The organism is Nonomuraea sp. B1E8 (assembly GCF_039871515.1).
GTDB lineage: Bacteria > Actinomycetota > Actinomycetes > Streptosporangiales > Streptosporangiaceae > Nonomuraea.
Window position 1 is genome coordinate 1,558,848 of record NZ_JBDPLS010000001.1, and the last position, 23,850, is coordinate 1,582,697.

Below are 23,850 nucleotides of genomic sequence, written 5' to 3' on the forward strand. Positions count from 1 at the left end.
TGCCAGCGGACGCGCGCCACGGCCGCCGGCCTGTCGTGCCGGCAGCCGCGCAGCACCAAACCGGCGGCCTGTCGTGCTAGCGGGCGCGCAGCACCACGATCGCCAGGTCGTCGGCGCTCGGCTCGGAGGCGAACTCGGCCGCACCCCTGCGGATGCGCTCGGCCACCGCCCTGGCCGACAGCCCCACGCACTCGGCCAGCAGCTTGGCCAGGCCGCCGTCGTCGTCGAGCAGCCGCCCGCCGGAGCGCCGCTCGGTCACCCCGTCGGTCACCGCCAGCAGCACGTCGCCGTGGTCGAGGCGGATCGTGTCGGCCTCGAACATCACCTCGTGGAAGACCCCCAGCAGCGACTGCGGGGTCGTCACCGCCTCGACCTCACCACTCGGCTTGAGCCGCAGCGCCTCCGGGTGCCCCGCCGACACCAGGCGCAACTCCAGCCCGGTCTCCACCGGCGTGATCTCGCCGTGCAGCAACGTGAGGAACCTGGCCCGCTCGCCCTCCTCGAGGATCGCCTGGTTGAGCCGGCCGAGCACGGCCGCGACGCCGTACCCCTCCCTGGCGAGCAGCCGCAGCGTGTGGCGGGCGAGGCCGGTCACGGCGGCGGCCTCGGGGCCGGTGCCGCAGACGTCGCCGATCGCGAAGCGCCACGACCCGTCGCCCGCCTTGAACAGGTCGTAGAAGTCGCCGCCGACCTCGTTGGCCTCGCCGGCGGGTTCGTAGATGACGCCGTAGTCGAGGCCGGGGACCTCGGGCTCGTTGGGCGGCAGCAGGCTACGCTGGAGCGCGCGGTTGGCGGCCGCCTGCTGGGCGTAGAGCCTGGCGTTGTCCATGGCGAGCGCGGCGCGCCTGCCGATGTCCTCGGCGAACTGGATGACCTCGTCGGGGAAGCGGTCGGGGCGGCCCAGGCACATCATGCCGAGGCTGCGGCCGCGCGCGGTGAGCGGCACCGCGAGGACGTGCGAGTCGTTCACGTGCAACGCGGAGGTGGCCCTGGTGTCGGCGCCGTCGACGTCCATGCCGTCGAGCTGCTCGCGCAGGCCGTCGATCCTGGCCTCGTCGGCGTGCCAGAGGTAGACCAGCCGCAGCGGGCCCACGGCGTTGTCGGAGGTGTAGACGGCGCACCAGCTGGACAACCTCGGCACCACGACCTGGGCGACGATCGCGGGGACCATGTCGGGATCGAGCGTGCCCGCCAGCAGGTCACTCGCGTCGGCCAGGAACCCCAGCCAGTGGGGACCTCTGGAACTTTCCTCCAGCCATTCGGCTGCCACTCTGTCCGCCGAGCCGGGTACCGTGATCCTAGCCCAGTGGACACGGGAATCACCCGCGAAGGTGACTCCCCACTCTTCGACATTCGCGGAAGGAGCCTTTGGATCACTCTGGGAGAGGTTTTGCTGCCGCAACTCGACCTGCACGGCGTCCCCAAAATGCTTCCAAATCACCTCAAACGGCTCGTCGGCGACTTGCTCCGCCAAGTCTCCCGCGACCTGCTCTGCGGTGTGGAGCACGCCACTGGTGGCCCACGCGGTCATCACCTCGCGCGTGAACCTCATCGCAGCGGTCACAGCGGTCCCGCCCGGCGCGAAAGTCGCAGCGAGCACCGCATGGGGAGAAGCAGTCATCCCAACGTGCCTACCACACTTCCCGTTGACTTGGGGTAAATCCAAGGACAGGACTACGAGCTACTCATCGTGACAGACTTGAATCACTCGCCGGAGCACGCCGCGAGTGAAGGAGGCCCCATGACCACGGCCAAAGCCACGCTAACCCCGGAGGAGAGGACGTACACCGAGTCGGATCTCGTTCCCATCCTGGAGACCCTGTTCTCCTGGCGGGACGGCGACTTCCGGCGACGGGTTCCTCATGCCCCTCCCGGGATACTCAGCGAGGTGCGGCTGCTGCTCAACGAAGTGGCCGACCGGCGCGAGCATCTCTCCAACGAGCTCGTACGCGTACGCAAGGAAGTCGTCAAGGAAGGCCGCTTCGGAGAGCGGCTGACCCCCGGTCCCGGCGTCGGCGCCTGGGCGGAGAGCGTCGAGTCGGTCAACATCCTGATCGACGCGCTGGTCAGCCCGGTGAGCGGCGCGGCCGACGTCATCGACGCGGTGGCCAAGGGCGATCTGTCACGACGCATCGACCTCGACCGCACGGCGCGCGGCGAGGTCCGGCGGCTGGGCAAGGCCATCAACGGCATGGTCGACCAGCTCGCGCTGTTCAACACCGAGGTGACGAGGGTCGCGCGCGAGGCGGGCACGGAGGGCCGGCTGGGCGGCTCGGCCAACCTGCGGGGCATGTCGGGCAGCTGGCGCGACCTCACCGAGGCCGTCAACACGATGTCGTCCCGCGTGGCCGCGCAGGTGCGCGACATCGCGGTCGTGACCACCGCGGTGGCCAAGGGCGACCTGAGCCGCAAGGTGACGGTCGACGCCGTGGGCGAGATGTTCGAGCTGAAGAACACCGTCAACACGATGGTCGACCAGCTCTCCGGCTTCGCGGAAGAGGTGACGCGAGTCGCCCGCGAGGTGGGCACCGAGGGCCAGCTCGGCGGCCAGGCGCAGGTGCCCGGCGTGTCGGGGGTCTGGGAAGACCTCACCGACAACGTCAACTTCATGGCCAACAACCTCACCTCCCAGGTGCGCAGCATCGCGACCGTGGCGACGGCGGTGGCGCAGGGCAACCTGTCGAAGAAGATCACCGTTGACGCGCAGGGCGAGATCCTCCAGCTGAAGGACACCCTGAACACCATGGTCGACCAGCTGTCGTCGTTCGCCGACGAGGTCACCCGCGTCGCCCGCGAGGTGGGCACCGAGGGCAAGCTGGGCGGCCGCGCCGAGGTGAAGGGCGTGTCGGGCGTCTGGAAAGACCTCACCGACAACGTCAACTCCATGGCCAACAACCTCACCTACCAGGTGCGCAACATCGCCCAGGTGACCACGGCCGTCGCCAACGGCGACCTCACCCGCAAGATCGACGTCGACGCCCAGGGCGAGATCCTCGAGCTCAAGTCGACCATGAACACGATGGTCGAGCAGTTGTCGTTGTTCGCCTCCGAGGTCACCCGAGTCGCCCGCGAGGTGGGCACGGAAGGCCAGCTCGGCGGCCAGGCGCAGGTGCGCGGCGTGTCCGGGGTCTGGAAGGACCTCACCGACAACGTCAACTCGATGGCCAACAACCTGACCTCGCAGGTGCGCCAGATCGCGGCGGTGTCGTCCGCGGTGGCGCAGGGCAACCTGTCCAGGAAGATCACCGTTGACGCGCAGGGCGAGATCCTCCAGCTGAAGGACACCCTGAACACCATGGTCGACCAGCTGTCGTCGTTCGCCGACGAGGTCACCCGCGTGGCCCGTGAGGTGGGCACGCAGGGGCAGTTGGGCGGCCAGGCCCGGGTGCAGGGCGTGTCGGGCGTCTGGAAAGACCTCACCGACAACGTCAACTTCATGGCCAACAACCTGACCTACCAGGTGCGCAACATCGCCGAGGTGACCACCGCGGTCGCCAACGGCGACCTCACCCGCAAGATCGACGTCGACGCCCAGGGCGAGATCCTCGCGCTGAAGACCACCATCAACCGCATGGTCGACCAGCTGTCGTCGTTCGCCTCCGAGGTCACCCGAGTCGCCCGCGAGGTCGGCTCGGAAGGGCAGCTCGGCGGCCAGGCCCGGGTCGAGGGCGTCGAGGGCACGTGGAAGCGGCTCACCGAGAGCGTCAACGAGCTGGCCGGCAACCTCACCACGCAGGTGCGCGCCATCGCCACCGTGACCAGCGCCGTGGCGCGCGGCGACCTGACCCGCTCGATCGCCGTCGAGGCGCAGGGCGAGCTGGCGGAGCTGAAGGACTACATCAACTCGATGGTGGCCAACCTCCGCGAGACCACCCAGGCCAACCAGGAACAGGACTGGCTCAAGTCCAACCTGGCCCGCATCTCCAGGCTCATGCAGGGCCACCGCGACCTCCTCGAGGTCGCCAAGCTCACGATGAGCGAGCTGACCCCGCTGGTGTCGGCCCGCTACGGCGCCTTCTACAGCATCGACCCCGAGGGCGACCACGAGCTGATGCTGATCGGCGGCTACGGCGTGCGCCCCGACCGGGGGCCGCGCCAGCGCTTCGCGATCGGCCAGGGCATCGTCGGCCAGGCGGCGGCCGAGGGCCGGCACATCATCCTCGACGACGTGCCGCCGGAGTTCATCACCATCGACAGCGGGCTCAGCAGGTCCACGCCCGCGCAGATCGTCGTGCTGCCGATCCTGTTCGAAAACCGGGTGCTCGGCGCGCTGGAGCTGGCCTCGTTCACGCCGTTCGGCGAGGTGCACCTCGACTTCCTGACGCAGCTCGTCGAGACCATCGGCGTCACGATGAACACGATCATCGCCAACTCCCGCACCGAAGACCTGCTGACCGAGTCGCAGCGGCTCACCAGAGAGCTGCAGGAGCGCTCCGACGAGCTGCAGCGCCAGCAGGAGGAGTTGCGCAGGTCCAACGCCGAGCTGGAGGACAAGGCGGCGCTGCTGGCCAAGCAGAACCGCGCGATCGAGATCCAGAACTTCCAGATCGAGCAGGCCCGCCGCACTCTGGAGGAGCGCGCCGAGCAGCTCGCGGTGTCCTCGCGCTACAAGTCCGAGTTCCTCGCCAACATGTCGCACGAGCTGCGCACGCCGCTCAACAGCCTGCTGGTGCTGGCCAAACTGCTGACCGAGAACGCCGAGGGCAACCTGACCTCGCAGCAGGTCGAGTTCGCCCGTACGATCCACAGCGCGGGCTCGGCGCTGCTCCAGCTCATCAACGACATGCTCGACCTGTCGAAGGTCGAGGCGGGCCGGATGGACATCCACCCCATCCAGGTGTCGCTGCCCAAGATGGTCGACCTGCTGGAGGCGGCGTTCGCGCCGCTGGCACAGGACAAGGGGCTGTCGTTCAGCGTCGAGGTCGCGCCCGACGTGCCGCAGGAGCTGCGCGCCGACGAGCAGCGCCTGCAGCAGGTGCTGCGCAACCTGCTCTCCAACGCGGTGAAGTTCACGCCGCGGGGCGAGGTGAAGCTGCGCATCTCCACCCCGCCCACCGGGGTGCAGTTCGACGACGACACCCTGCACGACGCCGACGACCTGCTCGCCTTCCAGGTGATCGACACCGGCATCGGCATCGCCCCCGACAAGCGGGACGTCATCTTCGAGGCGTTCCGGCAGGCCGACGGCACCACGAGCCGCAAATACGGCGGCACGGGCCTGGGCCTGGCCATCTGCCGCGACATCGCCCGGCTGCTCGGCGGCGAGATCCACGTCGACAGCGAGCTCGGCAAGGGCAGCACGTTCACCCTCTACCTGCCGGCCTCCTACACCGGCCCGCTGGCCGTGACCGACGGCGGCGCCGCGCGCAGGCAGCTCATGACCAAGCCGGCGGAGGAGCCCACCGCGCCGGCGCCCGAGCCGCCGATGCCGCTCGACCTGCCGATGCCCGAGCTGGTCGAGACGCCGACCGAGACGCCCGCGCAGTGGCAGGGCGACGATCCGCTCGCCGGCGCGAAGATCCTCATCGTCGACGACGACATCCGCAACGTCTTCGCGCTGACGAGCGTGCTGGAGCGACATGGTTCCACGGTCGTCTACGCTGAAAACGGTCGCGAGGGGATCGAGCAGCTCGAACGGAACGAGGACGTCGCGCTCGTGCTGATGGACATCATGATGCCGGAGATGGACGGCTGGGCAACGACGTCGGCGATCCGGCGCATGCCCCAGTTCGCCGATCTGCCGATCATCGCGCTCACGGCCAAGGTCATGCGCGGCGACCGGGAGAAGAGCATCGCCTCGGGCGCGTCCGACTACGTGCCCAAGCCGGTCGACGTGGACCGCCTGCTCGAACGCCTGCGCGGCTGGCTCAGCCGGGGACGCGGCGCCGCGTCCGACTCACCAGCCGAAGGGTCGTGATCGGTGACAGACCGTGCGAAGATCCTCCTGGTAGATGACCGCGAGGAAAACCTGATCGCCCTCGAGGCCATCCTCAGCTCCCTCGACCTGGTGCCCGTACGCGCCAGGTCCGGCGAGGAAGCTCTCAAGGCGCTGCTCAACACGGAGTTCGCGCTCATCCTGCTCGACGTGCGCATGCCCGGCATGGACGGCTTCGAGACGGCCGCGCACATCAAGCGGCGCGAACGCACCAGGAACATCCCGATCATCTTCCTGACCGTCGTCGACAGCGCCCCCGACTACGCCTTCCGCGGCTACGCGGCGGGCGCGGTCGACTATCTCACCAAACCGTTCGATCCGTGGGTGCTGCGGGCGAAGGTGTCGGTGTTCACCGAGCTGTACAACATGAACAAGCGCCTGGCGGAGCAGGCCTCCTTGCTCAGGGATCGCCTGACCGGCGAGCTGCCGCCCGGCGCCGGCGACCACGCGGCGGTGTTGCCCGAGCTGTCGCGGCGGCTCACGGCCGTGGAGGACGAGCTGGCCAGGGTGCGCGAGCTGGCCCGCAAGTCCCAGGACCCCGCGCTGGCCGCGCCGCTGGCCGACCTGACGGACCGGGTGAACAGCCTGCGCGCGGGCTTCGACGCCCTGTCCTGACGCCAGGGCCCGCACGCTTCCCGGCATGCCGAGGGGTCATTGGCGGGCGCGTTCGAGCGCGTCCCAGAAGCCGCGGCGCAGGGCGTGGCGCACCTCGTCGTGCAGCAGGAAGTCGATCGGCAGCGACGACCCCTGCAGCAACCGCGCCTCCAGGTCGGAAGGCATGCGCGGCTTGCGGGCCAGCACCGCCTCCAGCCAGAGCGCGGGCGCGTCCCGCGCGACCGACTCGCCGAAGTCGTGCCCTTCCCGGTGCGCGGCCTTGACCGCGTCGGACAGCGTGGTGGCGCCGGCCGTCGAGGCCGACGGCGTGATCGGCGCGGGCTGCGGACCGGTGTAGGGGCCGTGCTGCGACTGCTGGTAGCCGCCGCTGGTCGGCGAGGAGAACTGGCTGGTGCCGCCACTCGCCGGCGAGGAGAACTGGCCGGTGCTGGGCTGCTGCGGCTGCGCGGGCGCTGAGGGCGGCGGCGTGGCCGGCTGCTGCGGTTGTGGTTGCGGCTCGGGCTGGTAGTTGGTGTACGTGGGCAGCACCGGAGGCGGGGACGACTGGCCCTGCCCCGACGGCGAGGGCCCGTTGGACGACGGCTGGCTCGCCGCGGTGGAACCGCCGGCGGCGTGACTGCCGGAGTGGCTCCCGGTGGCATGACTTCCCGATGCGTGGCTGCCCGCCGCATGCCCGCCGGTGGCGTGGCCTCCCGACGCATGGCCACCCGTGGCGTGACCGCCCGACGCATTGCCACCCGTGGCGTGACCGCCCGAGGCATGGCCACCCGTGGCGTGACCGCCCGAACCGCCCGTGGCGTGGCCGCCGCCGGCATGGCTGCCGGACGGCGGCGCCTGCGGCAACGAGGGCAGCGACGGCGAGGAGCTCTGCCCGGGCGGCAGCGAGTGGGTGGCCTGCCCGTTGCTGATCGGCTGGTGGTGCCCGTTGGCCGCCTCGGCGGCGCCGCTGACCAGGCTGACGTACGGCCGCAGGTGGACGGCGCCCAGCTCGACCAGGTCGTCACACTCCTGCCGCAGCGAGCGCGACACGGCCCAGCTGCCTTCGACCGCGATGTGGATGACGCTCACCCTGATGCCGAGATCCTGGGCGTCGCACACGACCTGCGTGAGGTCCTCGTCGCCGCTCAGGACCACGGCGTCGCAGATGGCGTTGTTGCGGGCGAGGGTCATGAGATCGCGATGCACCTGGGCGTCCACGCCCTCGCGCCGGCCCGGCCGGATGCGGGACAGCCTGAGCTTGAGACCCGGTATGTCGGCCAGCGCGTCGTGCTCCGGTGTACGGCGGCCTTCGACGGTCGCTTCGTACCAGTAGCACCGCAGCAGCGGCAGGCCGGTGCGCTCGCGTGACAGGCCGGTCATCAGCTGGAGCAGACCCGGATAATCCCAGGAAACCGCTTCACGATGACGCGTGCCGTGCACGGCCATCGCGCCATCAGCCAGCAGATAGCCGGCGTCCACGAACAGCGCACAGCGATCCACTGACACCGCCCCTTTCCTGGTGGTCCGACCTTGCTGGCTCTGCACCGTCAGAGACCGGACTCGGCGGCCCTCTCTCAGGGTAATGAAAGCGGGTGATCGTGCGAAGGTTAATCTCGACGATTCGCCCCTCAGCCGCCATCGCGCCGGACCACTCAGGCCGACGGTACCATTTTGTCCTGATTATGGTCACGACCGTGCTCGCACGCTTATGGCCGCGGCTCCGAACAGCACGGCGTCCTTGCCCGTCGCGATCGTCAGCCAGGGATCCGCTCCGAGCTCGGCGCTGACCGTGTCGACGTCGACGCCGAACGTCATCTCCGCCACACCACCCGACGACCCGTCGAAGACGTTCGCGAGATCGCGGTCGCCGCCCGCCGGCCGCAGCGCGCCGGACCCGAGCGAGACCTTGTCACCCTCCAGATCGGCGTCGCCCTCCCACGTCACCAGCGCGGCCCTCGCGGGGGTGGCGGCGGGGCGCAGCCCACCCAGCGGGAGGCGCACCCGGCGGACGGGCCCGCCGACCACGGTGGCCGCGTCGAGCACCATGGCCTGGCTGTACGGCTGCGCCGGATCGGTCACGACCAGCACGAGGCTCCAGCCCGCGTGGCGCGAGGCCCCTTCCTCCATGGGAGCGTCGGCCGCCCACCACACGCCGGTCCTGCGCGCCCCCGCCGCCAGCCCTGTGACGTCGGCGAACGCGTGGTAGGCCGGGCCCTGAGGCAGCTCGCGCACGGCCACGTGGCTGGGCCGGATCGTCGCATATTTGCGCCGCCCCGGCGGCCTGAACTTGATGGGCCCGGTGCTCGCGCCACCGGCCGACCAGTAGAGCCCGGCCCACACGACCCTGCCGCCCTCCGGCAACGACAACCTCGCCCCGCTGGAGGCGCCGGTGCCGAGGGTGTCGTCCCGGTCCACCGCGACCATCGGCCAGAGGTCGTTGTCGCGCCTGCCGCCCTCGCGACGCCGGGCCTGCTCGCAGCCGGGGCTCTCCTCGTGGCAGCTCAGAAGCGCGTTGCCCACCGCCCTGACCGTCACCTTCCCGTCGGCGGCGAACCTGGCCGGCGCGCCCGTCGCGCGCACCCCCTTGCCGGCCCGCGTTCTGACCCGCAGCGGGCCCGCGTCGACCCGCGCGGCGGGGCCCGTGCTCAGCGGAGCCCGTTGGGCCACCGTCACCCGCAGGAAGACGGCCGTCGCCCGCCCTGCCCCCAGCGGCTGCCTGGTGCAGCGGGCGCCGCCCACCGAGGGACGGCATTCCCAGCCGTCCGCGGGCCCCACGACGGCCGGAAGTCCACGGCGCGGGGGCGGCATGAGCGTCACACCCGGCGGCAGGGTCACGTACGCCGTCAGCTTCTCGCTCGGCCGCCCTCCGTAGTTGCGCAGCCGCAGGCCGACGATGCCGGGTTGGGCGCGTACGAGTGTGCCGAGCACGTCGATGGTGGCGCGTAGCCGCGCCTGGCCCGCGGGCTCCTGCTCCACAGGGGGTGGCGGCACCCGTTCTGGCTCCCCGCCCCGCCGCGGCGCCTGATCGGGGTTCTCCTGCGGCGGCATCCGCTCGGGGTCGTCGCCGTGCGGCGGCACGCGCACCGCGTGTACGGGCTCCGACGGCTGTGCGGCCACCGTCGCGGTCGCCGGTGTGCCGTCGGGCGCCCTGCCGGAGGTCTGCCACAACGACGCCGCCGCGGCCACTGTGAGGGCCACGCCGGCGGCCAGCACGACGGGCTGCCGACGGCGTGCCCGCCAGAGCCGCCGGACCGCGAGGGGCGGCCCGCTCTCGGCAGCGTCGGGCCTGGCCAGCGCCGCCGCGTACCTGCCGAACATGGGCCCCGCGATCAACGGCCCCACCAGCACCCGCAGCCCGCGGTTGACGTCGGTGAGCTCCAGGATCACCCCGTGGCACTCCTCGCAGCCGTCCACGTGCCGCTCGACTGCCCTCGCCTCGCGCCTGGCCAGCCCTCCCCTGACGTAGGCGCCCATCTTGCCGAGCACGGGCCGGCAGTCGTGCGGCGGCGCGGCGCCGAGGTGCATCTGCAGGTACGCGCGCCGCAGCCCCTCCCTGGCCCGGTACGCCAGCGCGGCCACGCCGTTGGCCGACAACCCGAGCAGCGGAGCCACCGCGGCCGGCTTGCATTTCTCCACCTGCGTGTGCCAGAGCACCGCTCGCCAGCGCTCGGGCAGCGACAGGTACGCCCTGGCGATCAGGGACCGTTCCAGCCCGGCGAGCGCGGGATCGACGAACGACACCGCCGGGTCGTACTCCTCGACCTCGCCCGCCTGGCGGCCCGCCAGCTTGGAACGGTCGTGGACCGTGCGCCGCACCACGGTCAGCAGGTAGGTGCGGAAGCCGGACTCCGGCCCGCCGCCCCTGCCCACGAGATCGAGGATCTTGGTGAACGCCTCGGTGACGACGTCCTCGGCCTCGGCGCGCCGGACGAGCTGCCGGGCCATGGCGCGGGCCGCGGCCACGTGCCGCTCGTAGAGCCGCCCGTAGGCGGTGGCATCGCCCTGTCGGGCGGCCTGTAGCAGGCTTGCATCGCTTTGCGGCAATTCGACACCCATGATCGGCTCCACGATTACGAAGGGTTGCCCCGCGCATACATTCCGCATTACCTGTCACGGCTAAACCGGGTGCGGGGAGGCGATCACGAGCGGGCCATAAGCTTGGGCGCATGACGGATCGCGACAACCTGCTGGCCGAGATCAAGAGCAAGGCCATCGTCCACGGCAAGGTCACGCTCTCCTCCGGCAAGGAGGCCGACTTCTACCTCGACCTGCGGCGCATCACGCTCGACGGGGTGGCCGCGCCGCTCGTCGGCAGGGTGATGCTCGACCTGACCGCCGACCTGGAATACGACGCGGTGGGCGGCCTCACGCTGGGCGCCGACCCGGTGGCGGGCGCGATGATGCACGCGGCGGCGGCGCGCGGGCGCACGCTCGACGCGTTCGTGGTGCGCAAGGCGCAGAAGGCGCACGGCATGCAGCGCAGGATCGAAGGGCCGGAGGTGAAGGGGCGGCGCGTGCTGGCCGTCGAGGACACCTCGACGACGGGCGCCTCGCCGCTGACGGCCGTGGAGGCGCTGCGGGAGGCCGGGGCCGAGGTCGTGGCGGTGGCGACGATCGTCGACAGGGGCGCCACGGAGCGCGTCACCCGTGAGGGCCTCGACTACCGCACCGCCTACACGCTCGACGACCTGGGGCTCTAAGAGCCGGGCTCGCGGACGGTGAACCCCTCTCTCTTTCCGCTCTCGCCCTGCTCGCGCGGCTTGCCGTTCTCGGTGACCCGCACCGTGCCCGCGTCGCTGAGCACCACGTCGAGCTCGGGCTCGAAGTAGTTGAGCTCCTCGCCCCTGGCCATCTCGTGGTGGTAGAGCACGTCACCGCCCGGCACGCGTACGGTGACCAGGGGGCAGGTCTCAGCCAGGCACTCGATGCGCACGGTCGGCACCCGCGCGGTGGCGTCGGAGGCCGGGACGGTGCCGAGGCCGGTGGCCGGAGCGGAGGCGCGCTCGCGTTCAGGGGCCTGCCCGCCCGGCGACACGAGCAGCGCGCGACCGCCGATGACCAGCAGTGTCACCACGGCTCCCGCCGCCAGGACGATGAGGGCTGATCGGGCCATGCCCATCGGATCTGACCTGTGGCGTCCCACAGGGGGAGCGTACAGCGGTTGATCCGCCGTCGCGGCTAGCGCCGGCCGTTGGTCACCCGGTGCCTGCCGCCGGGGACGGCGGCGACCTTCTCACCCCTGCGCTTCTTGATCACCTCGACGATGATCGGGATGATCGAGATGAACACGATGAGGAAGACGCCGGGCAGGATGTACTTGTCGATCTGCTTGGGATCGACCTCTCTGCCGAGGGCGTTGCCGAGCAGGATGAGCCCTTCGGTCCAGACGATGCCACCGATGACGTTCCAGACGAGGAAACGTTTGGCCGGCATCTCCAGCACGCCCGCCACCGGATTCATGAACGTGCGGACGATCGGCACGAACCTCGCCAGCACCACCGCCTTCGCGGGGCCGAACTTCTCGAAGAACTCCTCGGCCCGCAGCACGTGCTCGCGCTTGAACAACCGTGAATCCGGCTTGTCGAACATCCTGCGGCCGAACCGGGCCCCCAGGAAATGCCCGAGCTGGGCGCCCGCGATCGCGCACAGCGGCGTGCCGATCAGCAGCACGGGCAGCGAAAGCGGGGTGATGCCCATTCCCTGGGCCACCGCCGCCGAACTGAAAATTCCCGCCGCCACCAGCAGCGAGTCGCCTGGCAGGAAGAACCCGAGCAGCAAACCGGTTTCGGCGAAGATGATCGCCAGAACGCCGACCGTGGCGAAAGCGCCGAGAATCGTCAGCCACCACGTCGGGTCCAGGAGGTTCCAAAGCCAGTCCACCAGGAGAGCCTACCTGTACTGGAGAGGCGCCAGATGACCAATGAGGTCGCGTTGTCTCTACCACGCGGGGTAGGGAGCCGGGATACTGGGCTCGCGCGAAGCCGTTTACTTCTCAGGGAGATGAATCATGCCTATAGCGACTCCAGAGGTCTACGCTGAGATGCTCGACCGGGCGAAGGCCGGCGGATTCGCCTACCCGGCGATCAACGTGACCTCATCGCAGACGCTGAACGCCGCCCTGCGGGGCTTCGCCGAGGCCGAGAGCGACGGCATCGTGCAGGTCTCCACCGGCGGCGCCGACTTCCTGTCGGGCACCACGGTGAAGGACATGGTCACGGGCGCGACGGCGCTGGCCGAATACGCCAGGGTGGTGGCCGCCAACTATCCGGTCACGGTGGCGCTGCACACCGACCACTGCCCGAAGGACAAGCTCGACGGCTTCATGAGGCCGCTGATCGACATCTCGCTGGAGCGGGTGTCCAAGGGCCTCGACCCGCTGTTCCAGTCGCACATGTGGGACGGCTCGGCCGTGCCCCTCGAGGAGAACCTCGACATCGCCAAGGAGCTCCTGGAGAAGTGCGCCAAGGCGCGGATCATCATGGAGATGGAGATCGGCGTCGTCGGCGGCGAGGAGGACGGCGTCGTCGGCGAGATCAACGAGAAGCTCTACACGACCGCCGGCGACGCGCTGGCCACCGCCGAGGCCGTGGGCATCGGCGACAGGGGCCGCTACATGCTGGCCGCCACGTTCGGCAACGTGCACGGCGTCTACAAGCCCGGCCACGTCAAGCTGCGCCCGAGCGTGCTGAAGGAGATCCAGGACGCGGTCGGCGCGAAGTTCGGCAAGGACAAGCCGTTCGACCTGGTCTTCCACGGCGGCTCCGGCTCGCTGCTCGAGGAGATCCACGAGGCCATCTCGTACGGCGTGGTGAAGATGAACGTCGACACCGACACGCAATACGCCTTCACCAGGCCGATCGCGGACCACATGTTCCGCAACTACGACGGGGTGCTCAAGGTCGACGGCGACGTGGGCAACAAGAAGACCTACGACCCGCGCTCCTACGGCAAGGCCGCCGAGGCCGGGATGGCCGCGCGCATCGTGGAGGCGTGCCAGAGCCTGAAGAGCGCCGGGACAAAGATCTCCTAGCCACTTCGGCGGCCCGGCGGGTATGACTTGTCCTATGGATAACCTTCTCGCCGGGCCGCCCCCGACTCACCTGCCGGACCTGCCCGAGGCCAGGGAGGCGCTCGAATCCGGGGCCAAGGCCTCCGATGTGGCCGCCCGCTTCCCCGCCTTCCCCGCGGCCTGGGCTTCGCTCGCGGAAGAGGCCTTCGCCCAAGGGCACGCCGTCACCTCCTACGCATTCGCCCGCACGGGCTACCACCGCGGGCTCGACCAGTTGCGCCGTAACGGCTGGAAGGGCCACGGGCCCGTTCCTTGGGAGCACGAGCCCAACCGCGGCTTCCTGCGCTGCCTCTACGCGCTGTCCAGGGCCGCTCAGGCGATCGGCGAGAAGGACGAAGCCGAGCGGTGCCTGCAGTTCCTCAAGGACAGCACGGAAACGGGTTACGACGCGCTGACCCAGAGCTAGCCCTTGGGACGAATAACCACGTTCGGGTAGTCTCTCCACGCAAGAGCCCCTGTCGCGCTTGCGCCAGGGGTTTCGTTTTGTGCTCGGGAGACTGAACCATGCCGGCTGCCGTACTCGTTGGTGCCCAGTGGGGCGATGAGGGCAAGGGCAAGGCCACCGATCTGCTCGGTGGCGACGTCGACTACGTCGTCCGTTATCAGGGTGGCAACAACGCGGGTCACACCGTGGTCATCGGAGACCAGAAATACGCGCTGCACCTGCTACCCACGGGGATCCTGTCGCCCGAGGTGGTGCCGGTCATCGGCAACGGCGTGGTCATCGACCCAGGCGTGCTGCTGGGCGAGATCGACGGGCTGGCCGAGCGGGGCATCTCCGCGGAGCGGCTGCTCATCTCGTCCAACGCGCACCTGATCATGCCGCACCACAAGGCGCTCGACAAGGTCACCGAGCGCTACCTCGGCAAGGCCAGGATCGGCACCACGGGGCGCGGCATCGGGCCCGCGTACGGCGACAAGGTCGCCCGCATGGGGGTGCGCGTCCAGGACCTGCTCGACCCCGGCATCCTGGCGAAGAAGATCGAGGTCGCCCTGACCGAGAAGAACCAGGTGCTGACCAAGGTCTACAACCGGCGCGGGATCGACCCGGCGGCGGTCGTGGAGGAATATCTCGCCTTCGCGGAGCGCCTCAAGCCGCACATCGCCGACACCTCGCTGGTGCTCTCCAAGGCGCTGGACGACGGCAAGTTCGTGCTGCTGGAGGGCGGGCAGGGCACGCTGCTCGACCTCGACCACGGCACCTACCCGTTCGTCACGTCGTCGTCGCCCACCTCGGGAGGCGCGTGCGCCGGTGCCGGCATCCCGCCCAACCGCCTCACGAAGATCATCGGGATCCTCAAGGCGTACACCACCCGCGTCGGCTCCGGGCCGTTCCCGACGGAGCTCACCGACGACATGGGCGAGTGGCTGCGCCAGACCGGCGGCGAGTTCGGCGTCACGACCGGCCGCAACCGCCGCTGCGGCTGGTTCGACGCGGTGATCGCCCGGTACGCCACCCGCATCAACGGGATCACCGACTACTTCCTCACCAAGCTGGACGTCCTGTCCGGGCTGGAGCGCGTCCCGGTGTGCGTGGCGTACGACGTGGACGGGGTGCGGCACGACGAGATCCCCATGACGCAGACCGACTTCCACCACGCCAAGCCCATCTACGAGGAGTTCCCCGGCTGGCAGGAGGACATCACGGGGGCCAAGGTCTTCGAGGACCTGCCGCCGAACGCCCAGGCGTACGTCAGGGCGCTGGAGGAGATGAGCGGCGCCCCGATCTCCGCCATCGGCGTCGGCCCCGGCCGCGACCAGACCGTCGTGGTCAGACCGCTCGTCTAACCGCTCCTGCGGCTCGCCGGAAGCGTTATGCCATCCGCTTACGAGTGACGACGGTGGTGTCCGTCCGCAGGGTGTCAGCTTACGGGCCGGTGAGGACCACGGCGGTCATCGGGGTGTGGAGGGTCCAGCCGAGGGTTTCGTACAGGGCCCGGCCCTCTGCCGTGGCCACCAGGATGCCCTGCCGCGCGCCCGCCGAGGCGGCGGCGGAGGCAAGGGTGCGCATGATGACGGTGCCGAGGCCGCGGCGGCGGTGGCGGGCGGCCGTCTCCACCTGGTCCACGACGGCCGTGCTGCCCGCCGGCGCGAACTGGCCCCTGGCGGCGACCTCGCCGGCGTTCGTCAGTACGCGGGCCACCGTGACACCGGCCCTGGTCGTGACGGCCTGCGTGTAGCCGGTGGGGGCGGCGGGCGGAGGCGTGCGGGGCAGGCGGGTCGTGGTCATCATGAACTCGGGCTCCTCGACGCGCCAGGCGGCCGGGAGGTAGGGGACGACGGCCTCGGCGGGCGCGCAGAGTTTGAGCCAGGTGCCGGGGGTCGTGATCCTGCTGGTCAGCTGGTGGAGGATCTCGGGGGTGGGGGCGGCGACGATGTGGCGGGCCACGTGTCCGGGGAGGCCGACGTCGACTCTCCACCCCCACGGTTGGGGTACGGGCCGAGGGGCTCTGCGGGAGATCACCCATCCGTCGACCCATGCCCAGACTGTTGCGGAATGGACCTTTTTGAGAACCTCCGTCATGCAATCCAGCCTATTGTCTGAGGTCTAGTCATCGACCGGGCGTAGCAGGATAAAAAGGACACGGCGTGGCACTGTCTCGTCGCACGCCCGGCCCGGTAGGGTCCGGGTTGTGCGCGTTGAGATTCATGGTCACCGGGGTGCTCGCGGCCTCTGGCCGGAAAACACCCTGCCGGGGATGAGCCGCACGATGGAGCTGGGCGTGCACGCGCTCGAGCTCGACGTCGCGCTCACCGCAGATCGACGCCTCGTGCTCACGCACGACCTCACCGTCTCCGCCGTCACCAGCGCCGACAGGCGGCCCATCCGCGCCGGCGACCCGCTCTTCCCCTATGTCGGCAGGCCGATCAACGCGCTCACCCTCGCGCAGTTGCGCACGCTCGACGTGGGCGTGCGGCTGCCGCGCCATCCCGACGATCCCTTCGCGCTGACCCAGGTGCCGATGCCCGAGACCCGGATGCCGACGCTCGGCGCGGTGCTGGGCCTGGTCAACGCCTACGACGCCGAGAGCGTACGCCTGCACGTCGAGCTGAAGTCCGACCCGACCAGGCCCGAGCTGACGCCCGACCCCGAGGCCTTCACCGAGCTGGTCGTGGAGGAGCTCGACCGGCACGGACGGCTGGACAACGTCGCCGTCCTCAGCTTCGACTGGCGGATCATCCGCCACGCCGCCGGGCTCGCCCCGGGCACGCGCAGGTTCGCGCTGATCGAGCCCGACACCCTGCACTGGCACGACGACCTGGGCGACGACGTGCCCGCCGCCGCGCGCGAGGCCGGGGCGACCACGCTCTCGCCCAAGCACCCCATGGTCGACGAGGCCCTGATGGCGCAGGCGGGGGCGGCCGGTCTCGACGTGGCCGTGTGGACGGTCAACGACGCCGCGCTGGCGGGCCGGATGCTGGATCTGGGGGTGGCCGGGATCGTGACCGACTATCCCGACCGGATGCGGGAGTTGTGGCGCGAGCGCGGCCTGGAGCTGCCCGAGCCGGTGGGCCCGCTCAAGCCGGTCGGCGTCTAGAGCCAGCCGTTGCGGCGGAAGCCGCGATGGAGCAGCAGGCAGGCCGTGATCATGACGCCCAGCACCGCCGGATAGCCCCAGACCTGCTCGGTCTCCGGCATGAAGTCGAAGTTCATGCCGTAAATTCCGGCGATCATGGTGGGCACCGCGAGGATGGCCACCCACGAGGAGATCTTGCGCATGTCCTCGTTGGCCAGCGCGTTGGAGCGGGCGAGCGCGGCCTGCAGGATGGAGCTGCACAGCTCGTTGGACGACTCCACCTGCTCGCACACCCGCGACAGGTGGTCGCCGACGTCGCGGAAGTATTCGCGCATCTCCGACGGGACGACCCGGCGCTGGGGCAGCGCCGACAGCGGCGCCTGCAGCGGGGTGACGGCCCGCTTCATCTCCAGCATCTCGCGCTTGAGCTGGTAGATCCGGTTGATGTCGCGGGAGCTGACGTCGGCGAACACGGTCGCCTCGACCTCCTCCAGCTCGAGCTGCATGAGGTCGGACACCTGGAGGTACTGGTCGACCACGTGGTCGGCGATGGCGTGCAGGACGCCGGCCGGACCGCGGCTCATCAGCGTGGGCTTGTCCTCGAGGCGCTCGCGGACCGCGGTGAGCGGGCAGTGCTCGCCGTGCCGCACGGTCACCACGAAGTCGGCGCCGAGGAACACCATGATCTCGCCGGTGGCGATGATCTCGCTGGTGCCCGACGCCCGGACGGGGTCGAGGTAGGCGATGGTCTTGAGCACCATGAACAGCGAGTCGCCGTACCGCTCGATCTTGGGGCGCTGGTGGGCCTTGACCGCGTCCTCGACGGAGAGCGGGTGCAGGTCGAACACCTCGGCCAGCCACTCCACCTCGGGCGCCTCGGGCTCGTGCAGCCCGACCCAGACGAACGCGTTGGCGCCCTCGGCGCTCTTGTTGTGCTCGCGTACGAGGTCGAGTGCCTCGACGATGGCCGGGGCGGCGACCTTCTCGCCGTGGACGTAGGCGCCGAACTCGACGACCGAGTCAACGGGAGGGACGCGGACCTCGCGCACCGTGCCGCCCGCCGGAACGGTGTGCTGGCGCGCGACGTGCTGGCGCACAGGGTGACGGTTGATGCGACGGAAAAGTGTGGACGAGCGCATGGCAGGCCCTTTCCGCCCGACCTGGCACGCTCCACGCGCGACGAGAAGTCACCTCAATCAAGAGAAAGCAGGCGTGGAGGCACGATCAGGCTGCCGGATTGGAGTGGTCGGGGATACGCACGGAGTACGTGAAGAAGCACGTACTGCTGGGATCACCAGGTTTCATCCCGGACCACCTCCAATCACACAGGGACGCCGCAAAGCCGCCTCAACCTACCACAGGCGGGTGAACCAATCTGACGATACTCGCCTGAGAGCACGCGTCTTCGGTAGAACTCACCAAAGATTGTCGCCTATTCCGGCACGTGGCGGGCGCGGTGGACCTGTGGGTACGCATGGCGGCGGGCCTGCGACAATGAGCGGGTGCGCGTTCTAGTCATTGGTTCCGGTGGGCGTGAGCACGCCCTGTGCCGTTCCCTCAAGCTCGATCCCCAGGTCAGCGAGCTCCACTGCGCTCCGGGCAACCCGGGCATCGAGCAGGTCGCGATCGTCCACGCGGTCGATCCGCTCGACCCGGGCCAGGTGGCCGGCCTGGCGACGCGGCTGCGGGTCGATCTCGTCGTCGTCGGGCCCGAGGCGCCGCTCGTGGCGGGGGTGTCCGACGCGGTGCGCGAGGCCGGCATCGCCTGCTTCGGGCCGTCCAGCCAGGCGGCCATGATCGAGGGCAGCAAGGCGTTCGCCAAGGAGATCATGCAGGCCGCCGACGTGCCCACCGCGCGGTCGCGGACCTGCGACAGCGAGGAGCAGGCCGCTGCCGCGCTCGACGAGTTCGGCCCTCCCTACGTGGTCAAGGACGACGGGCTGGCGGCGGGCAAGGGCGTCGTCGTCACCGATGACAGGAGGGCCGCGCTCGACCACGCGCGGTCGTGCGGGCGGGTGGTGATCGAGGAGTTCCTCGACGGGCCCGAGGTGTCGCTGTTCGCGTTGTGCGACGGCAGCACCGCCGTCCCGCTGCAGCTCGCCCAGGACTTCAAGCGGGCCCGCGACGGCGACCAGGGCCCCAACACCGGCGGCATGGGCGCCTACACGCCGCTGCCGTGGGCGCCCGACGGGCTCACCGACCAGGTCATGCGGGAGGTCGTGCACCCGACGATCGCGGAGCTGGCGCGGCGCGGGCTGCCCTACCAGGGGGTGCTCTACGTCGGGCTGGCCCTGACCTCGAAGGGCCCCAAGGTGGTCGAGTTCAACGCGCGCTTCGGCGACCCCGAGACGCAGGTGCTGCTCGACCGGCTGGAGACGCCGCTGGGCGGGCTGCTGATGGCGAGCGCGACCGGTGAGCTGGGGCTCGACCCGGTGTTCAAGGGCGGCTCCGCCGTCACGGTGGTGATCGCCGCCGAGAACTACCCCGGCACCCCGGTCAAGGGCGACGTGATCACAGGGCTGGAGCCGTCCGGCAACGCCTACGTGATCCACGCCGGCACCAGGCGCGAGGGCGACACGATCGTCTCCAACGGCGGCCGGGTGCTCAACGTGGTGGGCCACGGCCCCGACCAGGAGAGCGCGCGGCGCAACGCCTACGACCTGGCCGCGCGGATCACGCTGCGCGGCTCCCACTACAGGACGGACATCGCCTCATGAAGCACGTGCACTCCGGCAAGGTGCGCGATCTCTACGAGACGGACGACGGCCTGCTGCTGATGGTCGCCTCCGACCGGGTCTCGGCCTTCGACCATGTGCTGGAGCCCGACATCCCCGACAAGGGCGCGATCCTCACGCAGATGTCGTTGTGGTGGTTCGACCAGCTCAAGGACATCGTGCCCAACCACATCGTGGCCAGGGGCGACGAGCCGCGCAGCGTGGTGTGCAGGCCGTTGTCGATGGTCCAGGTCGAGTGCGTGGCCCGGGGCTATCTGGCGGGCGGCGGGCTGGCCGAATACCGCGAAAGCGGCACCGTCTCCGGGGTGCGGCTGCCCGAAGGGCTGCAGGACGGGTCACGGTTGCCCGAGCCGATCTTCACGCCGTCCTCCAAGGCGCCGATGGGGCAGCACGACGAGCCGATCTCCTACGACCAGGTGGTGGCGGAGGTCGGCGCGGAGGTGGCGGAGGAACTGCGCCGCATCACGCTGGCCGTCTACACGCGCGGCGCCGAGATCGGCCGCGAGCAGGGCATCATCGTGGCCGACACCAAGATCGAGCTCGGCTGGGACTCCGAGGGGGTGCTCACCCTGGGCGATGAGGTTCTGACGCCCGACTCGTCGCGTTTCTGGCCGGCCGATGCCTGGCGACCAGGCCGTTCACAACCTTCTTTCGATAAGCAATTTGTACGCGATTGGCTACTATCGCCCGAATCCGGATGGGACAAAGCATCTGGAAACCCCCCACCTCACCTACCTGACCCCATCGTGGAACGCACGCGCGAACGATACCTAGAAGCGTATGAGCGCATCACGGGAGCTCCCTTTAGCGGATGATTCGGCTGGGTCATGTGGTGTTAGCGACTACTGTTGGCCCGATCGAGCCTCACCGCCAGAATTCAAGGAGCCGCACGAAATGGTCCGTTACCGCGTGCGCGGTGGCAACGCACTGCGTGGAACCGCGTTCATCCAGGGCGCGAAGAACGCCGTGCTGCCCATGATCGGTGCGGCTCTGCTGGCCGCGAAGGGCCGCACCGTCCTGCGCAACGTGCCGATCATCGAAGACGTCCGCCGCGCGATCGAGCTCGCCGAGGCGGTCGGCGCGTACGTCGAACTCCACGAATCCGAGCGCACGCTCGTCATCGACGCCTCCCGGCTGTCCAGCCCGGTGCTGCCCGCGGAGATCGCCCGGCGCTTCCGCGGCTCGGTGTTGTTCACCCCGGCGCTGCTGCACCGGCTCGGCGAGGCCGTCGTCGAGGGAGTCGGCGGCTGCAACCTCGGCAGCCGCAACCTCGACTTCCACTACCTCGGCTACAAGCGGCTCGGCGCGATCGTCGACGAGGGCGAGACCGTCATCCACGTCAAGGCGTCCGGCCTGACCGGGGCGACCCTCTACCTCGACACCCCCTCGCACACCGGCACCGAGAACCTCATCATGGCCGCCTCCCTGGCCAACGGCACCACCGTGATCGAGAACGCCGCGCTCGAGCCCGAGGTGCTCGACGTCATCGACATGCTCACCAAGATGGGCGCGCGCATCAGCGGCGGCGGCACCGGCTTCATCACCGTCGAGGGCGTCGACGAGCTCCACGCCGTCGAGCACACGGTCATGCCCGACCGGCTCGACGCGGGCGTCTTCGCGATGGCCGCGGCGATCACCGGGGGCGAGCTGAGCCTCGTGGGCACCGGCCTCGACCTGGGCGTGGTGCGCTACAAACTGGAGCAGATGGGCGTCGAGTTCGCCCGGCAGGGCGCGGTGCTGCACGTGCGCTGCGAGGGCCCGCTGCGGCCGATCAACATCATCACCGACACCTATCCCGGGTTCGCGACCGACCTGCAGTCGCCGATGATGGCCGTCGCGGCGCTCGCCGAAGGCACCAGCTACATCCACGAGCGCATCTTCGACGGCCGTTTCGCGCTCGCCGGCGAGCTGAACAAGATGGGCGCCGGCGTCGAGGTCGAGGGCAGCAGGGCCATCGTGCGCGGCCGCACACCCCTGACCGGCGCCGAGGTGACAGCCCACGATCTGCGTTCCGGGATCGCCCTCGTGCTCGCCGGACTCGCCGCGGAAGGCGAGACCGTGATCGGCTCCGGCTACCTGATCGACCGCGGCCACGCGCATCTCGCCGCCCGAATGCGCGCGCTCGGCGCGGACATTACACGAGAGATTTCCACGCACTAACAAAGGCGAGAAAAACCTCGTTGAGCTGCTAGGACATCTTGTCGGGCGGTCAACCTGAACGGCTTTCCGGAAAAGTCGGGCGTGACATTACGGCCCCCGCGAGCGATCGTTCCAAAAGAGAGCACTGCAACGGACAGCAGGATGGGACGAACATTGGTCGAGAGGGCCGAAGAAACTCCCCGAGTGTCACGCCCGGGCGCCATGACACCGGACCTCACCATCGGCGTGGTCGGACCCCACGACCTTGTCGAGCGAGTAATGCTGATGGGTCACGCCGCGGCACCGCTGCCATGTCGACTGGTGGCGGCCGCCTACCGCGACGAACAGGAGGCGCCCGACAAGGTGACGAGGCTCGGACCCGGTGTCGACGCATGCTTGTTCGCCAGCCCGGTCCCCTACGATCTGGCCAGGCGATCCGGCGTGCTGACGATGCCCGCGACCTACGTGCAACTCGGCGGAGCAGCACTGGTGGCGGCGCTGGCCAAGGCCGCGCTCGACACCCGGATGGACCCCAAACGGGTCAGCATCGACGTGGTCAGCCGGGCTGACGTCGAGGAGGCGTACACCGACCTCGGCATCTCCGCCACGGACGTGCACAGCCGCGACGAGCCGGGAGCCACCGGCACGATCGCGGCCTACCACGAACGCCTGGCCAGGCAGGGCGCCACCACGGGAGCGCTGACGTGCCTGCCCTCGGTGGCCGAACGCCTGCACACGGCGGGCGTACCGGTCATCAGGATCAGGCCGACCTCCGCCGCGGTCCGCACGGCGCTGCACACCGCGGCGCTGCTCGGGGCGCATCACCGGCTGGAGGAGTCGCAGCTGACCGTGGTGCTGGTGGAGGTGCCGACGCTGCGCGAGCCCGTGCGCCGCGCCGCGCCCCGCTACTGGCGCGACGAGCTGCGGCTGTCGCTGCACCGGCTGCTGGTCCAGGAGGCGAACCGCATCAACGCCACCGTCTGGCCCATCGACGATCACAGCTATCTGGTCACGGCGACCAGAGGCTCGATCGCGGCGGCCACCGACGGCTTCCGGGTGTTGCCGTTCGCGGCCAGGATCAGGGACGAGCTGGGGCTGGCGGTCGAGGTCGGCGTGGGCATGGGTCGTACGACCCACGACGCGGAGTCGCACGCGCGGGCGGCGCTGGCCCGCACGCAGGCGGGCAAGCAGGCGCAGGGGTTCGCGGTCGACCGCGAGGGGCGGGCGCTCATCCCGGCTCCGCGGATGCCGCCGACCGGGGCCTCCGCACTCAAACCCAAAGGGGTCGAGGTGCTGGCCCGGCTGGCGGCCAAGCTGGAAGGCGGCGACACGGTCGTGGACGCCGAAGGGGCCGGCAAGATGCTGGGGGTGACACCCCGTACGGCTCGGCGGTTGCTGCGCACGTTGGTTGACGAGGGACTCGCGTGGCCGCTACCGCCCAACCGCACCCCCCAGCCCGGCCGGCCCCGGCAGCTGTACCGGCTGATCGTGGAGAAGCTCGGGCCGCGCTGATCCACCAGGGCTGATCCGGGCTGATCCCCTGGGGCTGATCCACCGGATACAGGGCCCGCCGCCGCACCTTCCCCCTCCGACGGCGGCGGGCCCTGTATCCGGTTGCCCCGCAGCGGGGCCTCCCGTGCCCTGGCGCATGTCCGGCGGGCCATGACTTGGCCAACTGGCGGTTGACATTTGGGGAAATGGCGGTTGGTCCTCGCGAGAGGGGGTATGAAATGCGACGCCCCCGATCGACGGGATTCGGACGGGGGCACCAATCTTCGAGGGTCCCTCGTCCGGCGCTGCGCAGGTGAGAGCTCCCTGCCACCGCAAGGATCGGGCCAGCAGGTTGTCCGATAGTCGCGC

General features: G+C 70.1%; 18 protein-coding genes. 11 read left to right on the plus strand and 7 right to left on the minus strand.

Annotation, left to right across the window (positions count from 1 at the left end; all coding sequences use genetic code 11):
• Positions 1 to 76: 76 nt before the first annotated feature.
• Positions 77 to 1,270, minus strand: a complete 1,194-nt coding sequence (locus ABGA98_RS07535) for a GAF domain-containing SpoIIE family protein phosphatase (protein WP_347617415.1) — start codon at positions 1,268 to 1,270, stop codon at positions 77 to 79.
• 471 nt (positions 1,271 to 1,741) lie between these two features.
• Between ABGA98_RS07535 and ABGA98_RS07540 the strand changes: the two genes are divergently transcribed.
• Both ABGA98_RS07540 and ABGA98_RS07545 read left to right on the plus strand, forming a co-directional pair.
• Complete coding sequence (locus tag ABGA98_RS07540; protein WP_347617416.1) at positions 1,742 to 5,917, plus strand: HAMP domain-containing protein; 4,176 nt, start codon at positions 1,742 to 1,744, stop codon at positions 5,915 to 5,917.
• A 3-nt stretch (positions 5,918 to 5,920) separates the two neighbouring features.
• Positions 5,921 to 6,550 carry a response regulator gene (locus ABGA98_RS07545; protein WP_347617417.1) on the plus strand — a complete coding sequence of 210 codons (630 nt, stop codon included), beginning with the start codon at positions 5,921 to 5,923 and terminating at the stop codon, positions 6,548 to 6,550.
• A gap of 36 nt (positions 6,551 to 6,586) precedes the next feature.
• Here ABGA98_RS07545 and ABGA98_RS07550 read toward each other — a convergent pair whose 3' ends face one another.
• Both ABGA98_RS07550 and ABGA98_RS07555 read right to left on the minus strand, forming a co-directional pair.
• Entirely contained in the window at positions 6,587 to 8,029 is a 1,443-nt protein-coding gene (locus ABGA98_RS07550; protein ID WP_347617725.1) for an NYN domain-containing protein, read from the minus strand.
• A 186-nt stretch (positions 8,030 to 8,215) separates the two neighbouring features.
• Positions 8,216 to 10,585, minus strand: coding sequence for a sigma-70 family RNA polymerase sigma factor (locus tag ABGA98_RS07555; RefSeq protein ID WP_347617418.1), 2,370 nt, complete (start codon positions 10,583 to 10,585; stop codon positions 8,216 to 8,218).
• A 110-nt stretch (positions 10,586 to 10,695) separates the two neighbouring features.
• On the opposite strand from ABGA98_RS07555, the gene pyrE reads away from it, so the two are divergent.
• The gene (pyrE, locus tag ABGA98_RS07560) at positions 10,696 to 11,229 is read left to right on the plus strand and encodes an orotate phosphoribosyltransferase (protein ID WP_347617419.1); all 534 of its coding nucleotides are present in this window, start codon (positions 10,696 to 10,698) and stop codon (positions 11,227 to 11,229) included.
• Here pyrE and ABGA98_RS07565 read toward each other — a convergent pair.
• Both ABGA98_RS07565 and ABGA98_RS07570 read right to left on the minus strand, forming a co-directional pair.
• Entirely contained in the window at positions 11,226 to 11,642 is a 417-nt protein-coding gene (locus ABGA98_RS07565) for a hypothetical protein (protein ID WP_347617420.1), read from the minus strand. The two genes, pyrE and ABGA98_RS07565, sit on opposite strands and share 4 nt — an antisense overlap.
• A 65-nt stretch (positions 11,643 to 11,707) precedes the next feature.
• Complete coding sequence (locus ABGA98_RS07570) at positions 11,708 to 12,409, minus strand: DedA family protein (RefSeq protein ID WP_347617421.1); 702 nt, start codon at positions 12,407 to 12,409, stop codon at positions 11,708 to 11,710.
• 127 nt (positions 12,410 to 12,536) lie between these two features.
• On the opposite strand from ABGA98_RS07570, the gene fbaA reads away from it, so the two are divergent.
• The 3 genes from fbaA to ABGA98_RS07585 all read left to right on the plus strand — a co-directional run bounded on the left by fbaA (position 12,537) and on the right by ABGA98_RS07585 (position 15,386).
• Positions 12,537 to 13,559, plus strand: a complete 1,023-nt coding sequence (gene fbaA, locus ABGA98_RS07575; protein WP_347617422.1) for a class II fructose-bisphosphate aldolase — start codon at positions 12,537 to 12,539, stop codon at positions 13,557 to 13,559.
• Positions 13,560 to 13,593: 34 nt separating this feature from the next.
• Entirely contained in the window at positions 13,594 to 14,004 is a 411-nt protein-coding gene (locus tag ABGA98_RS07580; protein WP_347617423.1) for a DUF3151 domain-containing protein, read from the plus strand.
• Positions 14,005 to 14,102: 98 nt separating this feature from the next.
• Positions 14,103 to 15,386 carry an adenylosuccinate synthase gene (locus ABGA98_RS07585; protein ID WP_347617424.1) on the plus strand — a complete coding sequence of 428 codons (1,284 nt, stop codon included), beginning with the start codon at positions 14,103 to 14,105 and terminating at the stop codon, positions 15,384 to 15,386.
• Positions 15,387 to 15,465: 79 nt separating this feature from the next.
• Here the strand turns inward: ABGA98_RS07585 and ABGA98_RS07590 are convergent, their stop codons facing one another.
• Entirely contained in the window at positions 15,466 to 15,987 is a 522-nt protein-coding gene (locus ABGA98_RS07590) for a GNAT family N-acetyltransferase (protein WP_347617425.1), read from the minus strand.
• 244 nt (positions 15,988 to 16,231) lie between these two features.
• Between ABGA98_RS07590 and ABGA98_RS07595 the strand changes: the two genes are divergently transcribed.
• A complete protein-coding gene (locus tag ABGA98_RS07595; RefSeq protein ID WP_347617426.1) occupies positions 16,232 to 17,137 on the plus strand; it encodes a glycerophosphodiester phosphodiesterase family protein in 906 nt (301 codons plus the stop codon).
• Here the strand turns inward: ABGA98_RS07595 and corA are convergent.
• Positions 17,134 to 18,213 (minus strand): magnesium/cobalt transporter CorA, encoded by a 1,080-nt coding sequence (gene corA, locus ABGA98_RS07600; RefSeq protein ID WP_347617427.1) that lies wholly within the window; start codon positions 18,211 to 18,213, stop codon positions 17,134 to 17,136. The two genes, ABGA98_RS07595 and corA, sit on opposite strands and share 4 nt — an antisense overlap.
• Positions 18,214 to 18,618: 405 nt before the next feature.
• Between corA and purD the strand changes: the two genes are divergently transcribed.
• The 4 genes from purD to ABGA98_RS07620 all read left to right on the plus strand — a co-directional run bounded on the left by purD (position 18,619) and on the right by ABGA98_RS07620 (position 23,502).
• Positions 18,619 to 19,833 carry a phosphoribosylamine--glycine ligase gene (purD, locus tag ABGA98_RS07605; protein ID WP_347617428.1) on the plus strand — a complete coding sequence of 405 codons (1,215 nt, stop codon included), beginning with the start codon at positions 18,619 to 18,621 and terminating at the stop codon, positions 19,831 to 19,833.
• On the plus strand, positions 19,830 to 20,666 hold the full coding sequence (locus tag ABGA98_RS07610) for a phosphoribosylaminoimidazolesuccinocarboxamide synthase (protein ID WP_347617429.1): 837 nt from the start codon (positions 19,830 to 19,832) through the stop codon (positions 20,664 to 20,666). Before purD ends, ABGA98_RS07610 begins: the two co-directional genes overlap by 4 nt.
• A gap of 79 nt (positions 20,667 to 20,745) precedes the next feature.
• On the plus strand, positions 20,746 to 22,011 hold the full coding sequence (gene murA / locus ABGA98_RS07615; RefSeq protein WP_347617430.1) for a UDP-N-acetylglucosamine 1-carboxyvinyltransferase: 1,266 nt from the start codon (positions 20,746 to 20,748) through the stop codon (positions 22,009 to 22,011).
• Between the two features lie 201 nt (positions 22,012 to 22,212).
• Positions 22,213 to 23,502, plus strand: coding sequence for a GTP cyclohydrolase IIa (locus ABGA98_RS07620; RefSeq protein ID WP_347617431.1), 1,290 nt, complete (start codon positions 22,213 to 22,215; stop codon positions 23,500 to 23,502).
• The last annotated feature ends 348 nt before the right edge of the window (positions 23,503 to 23,850 follow it).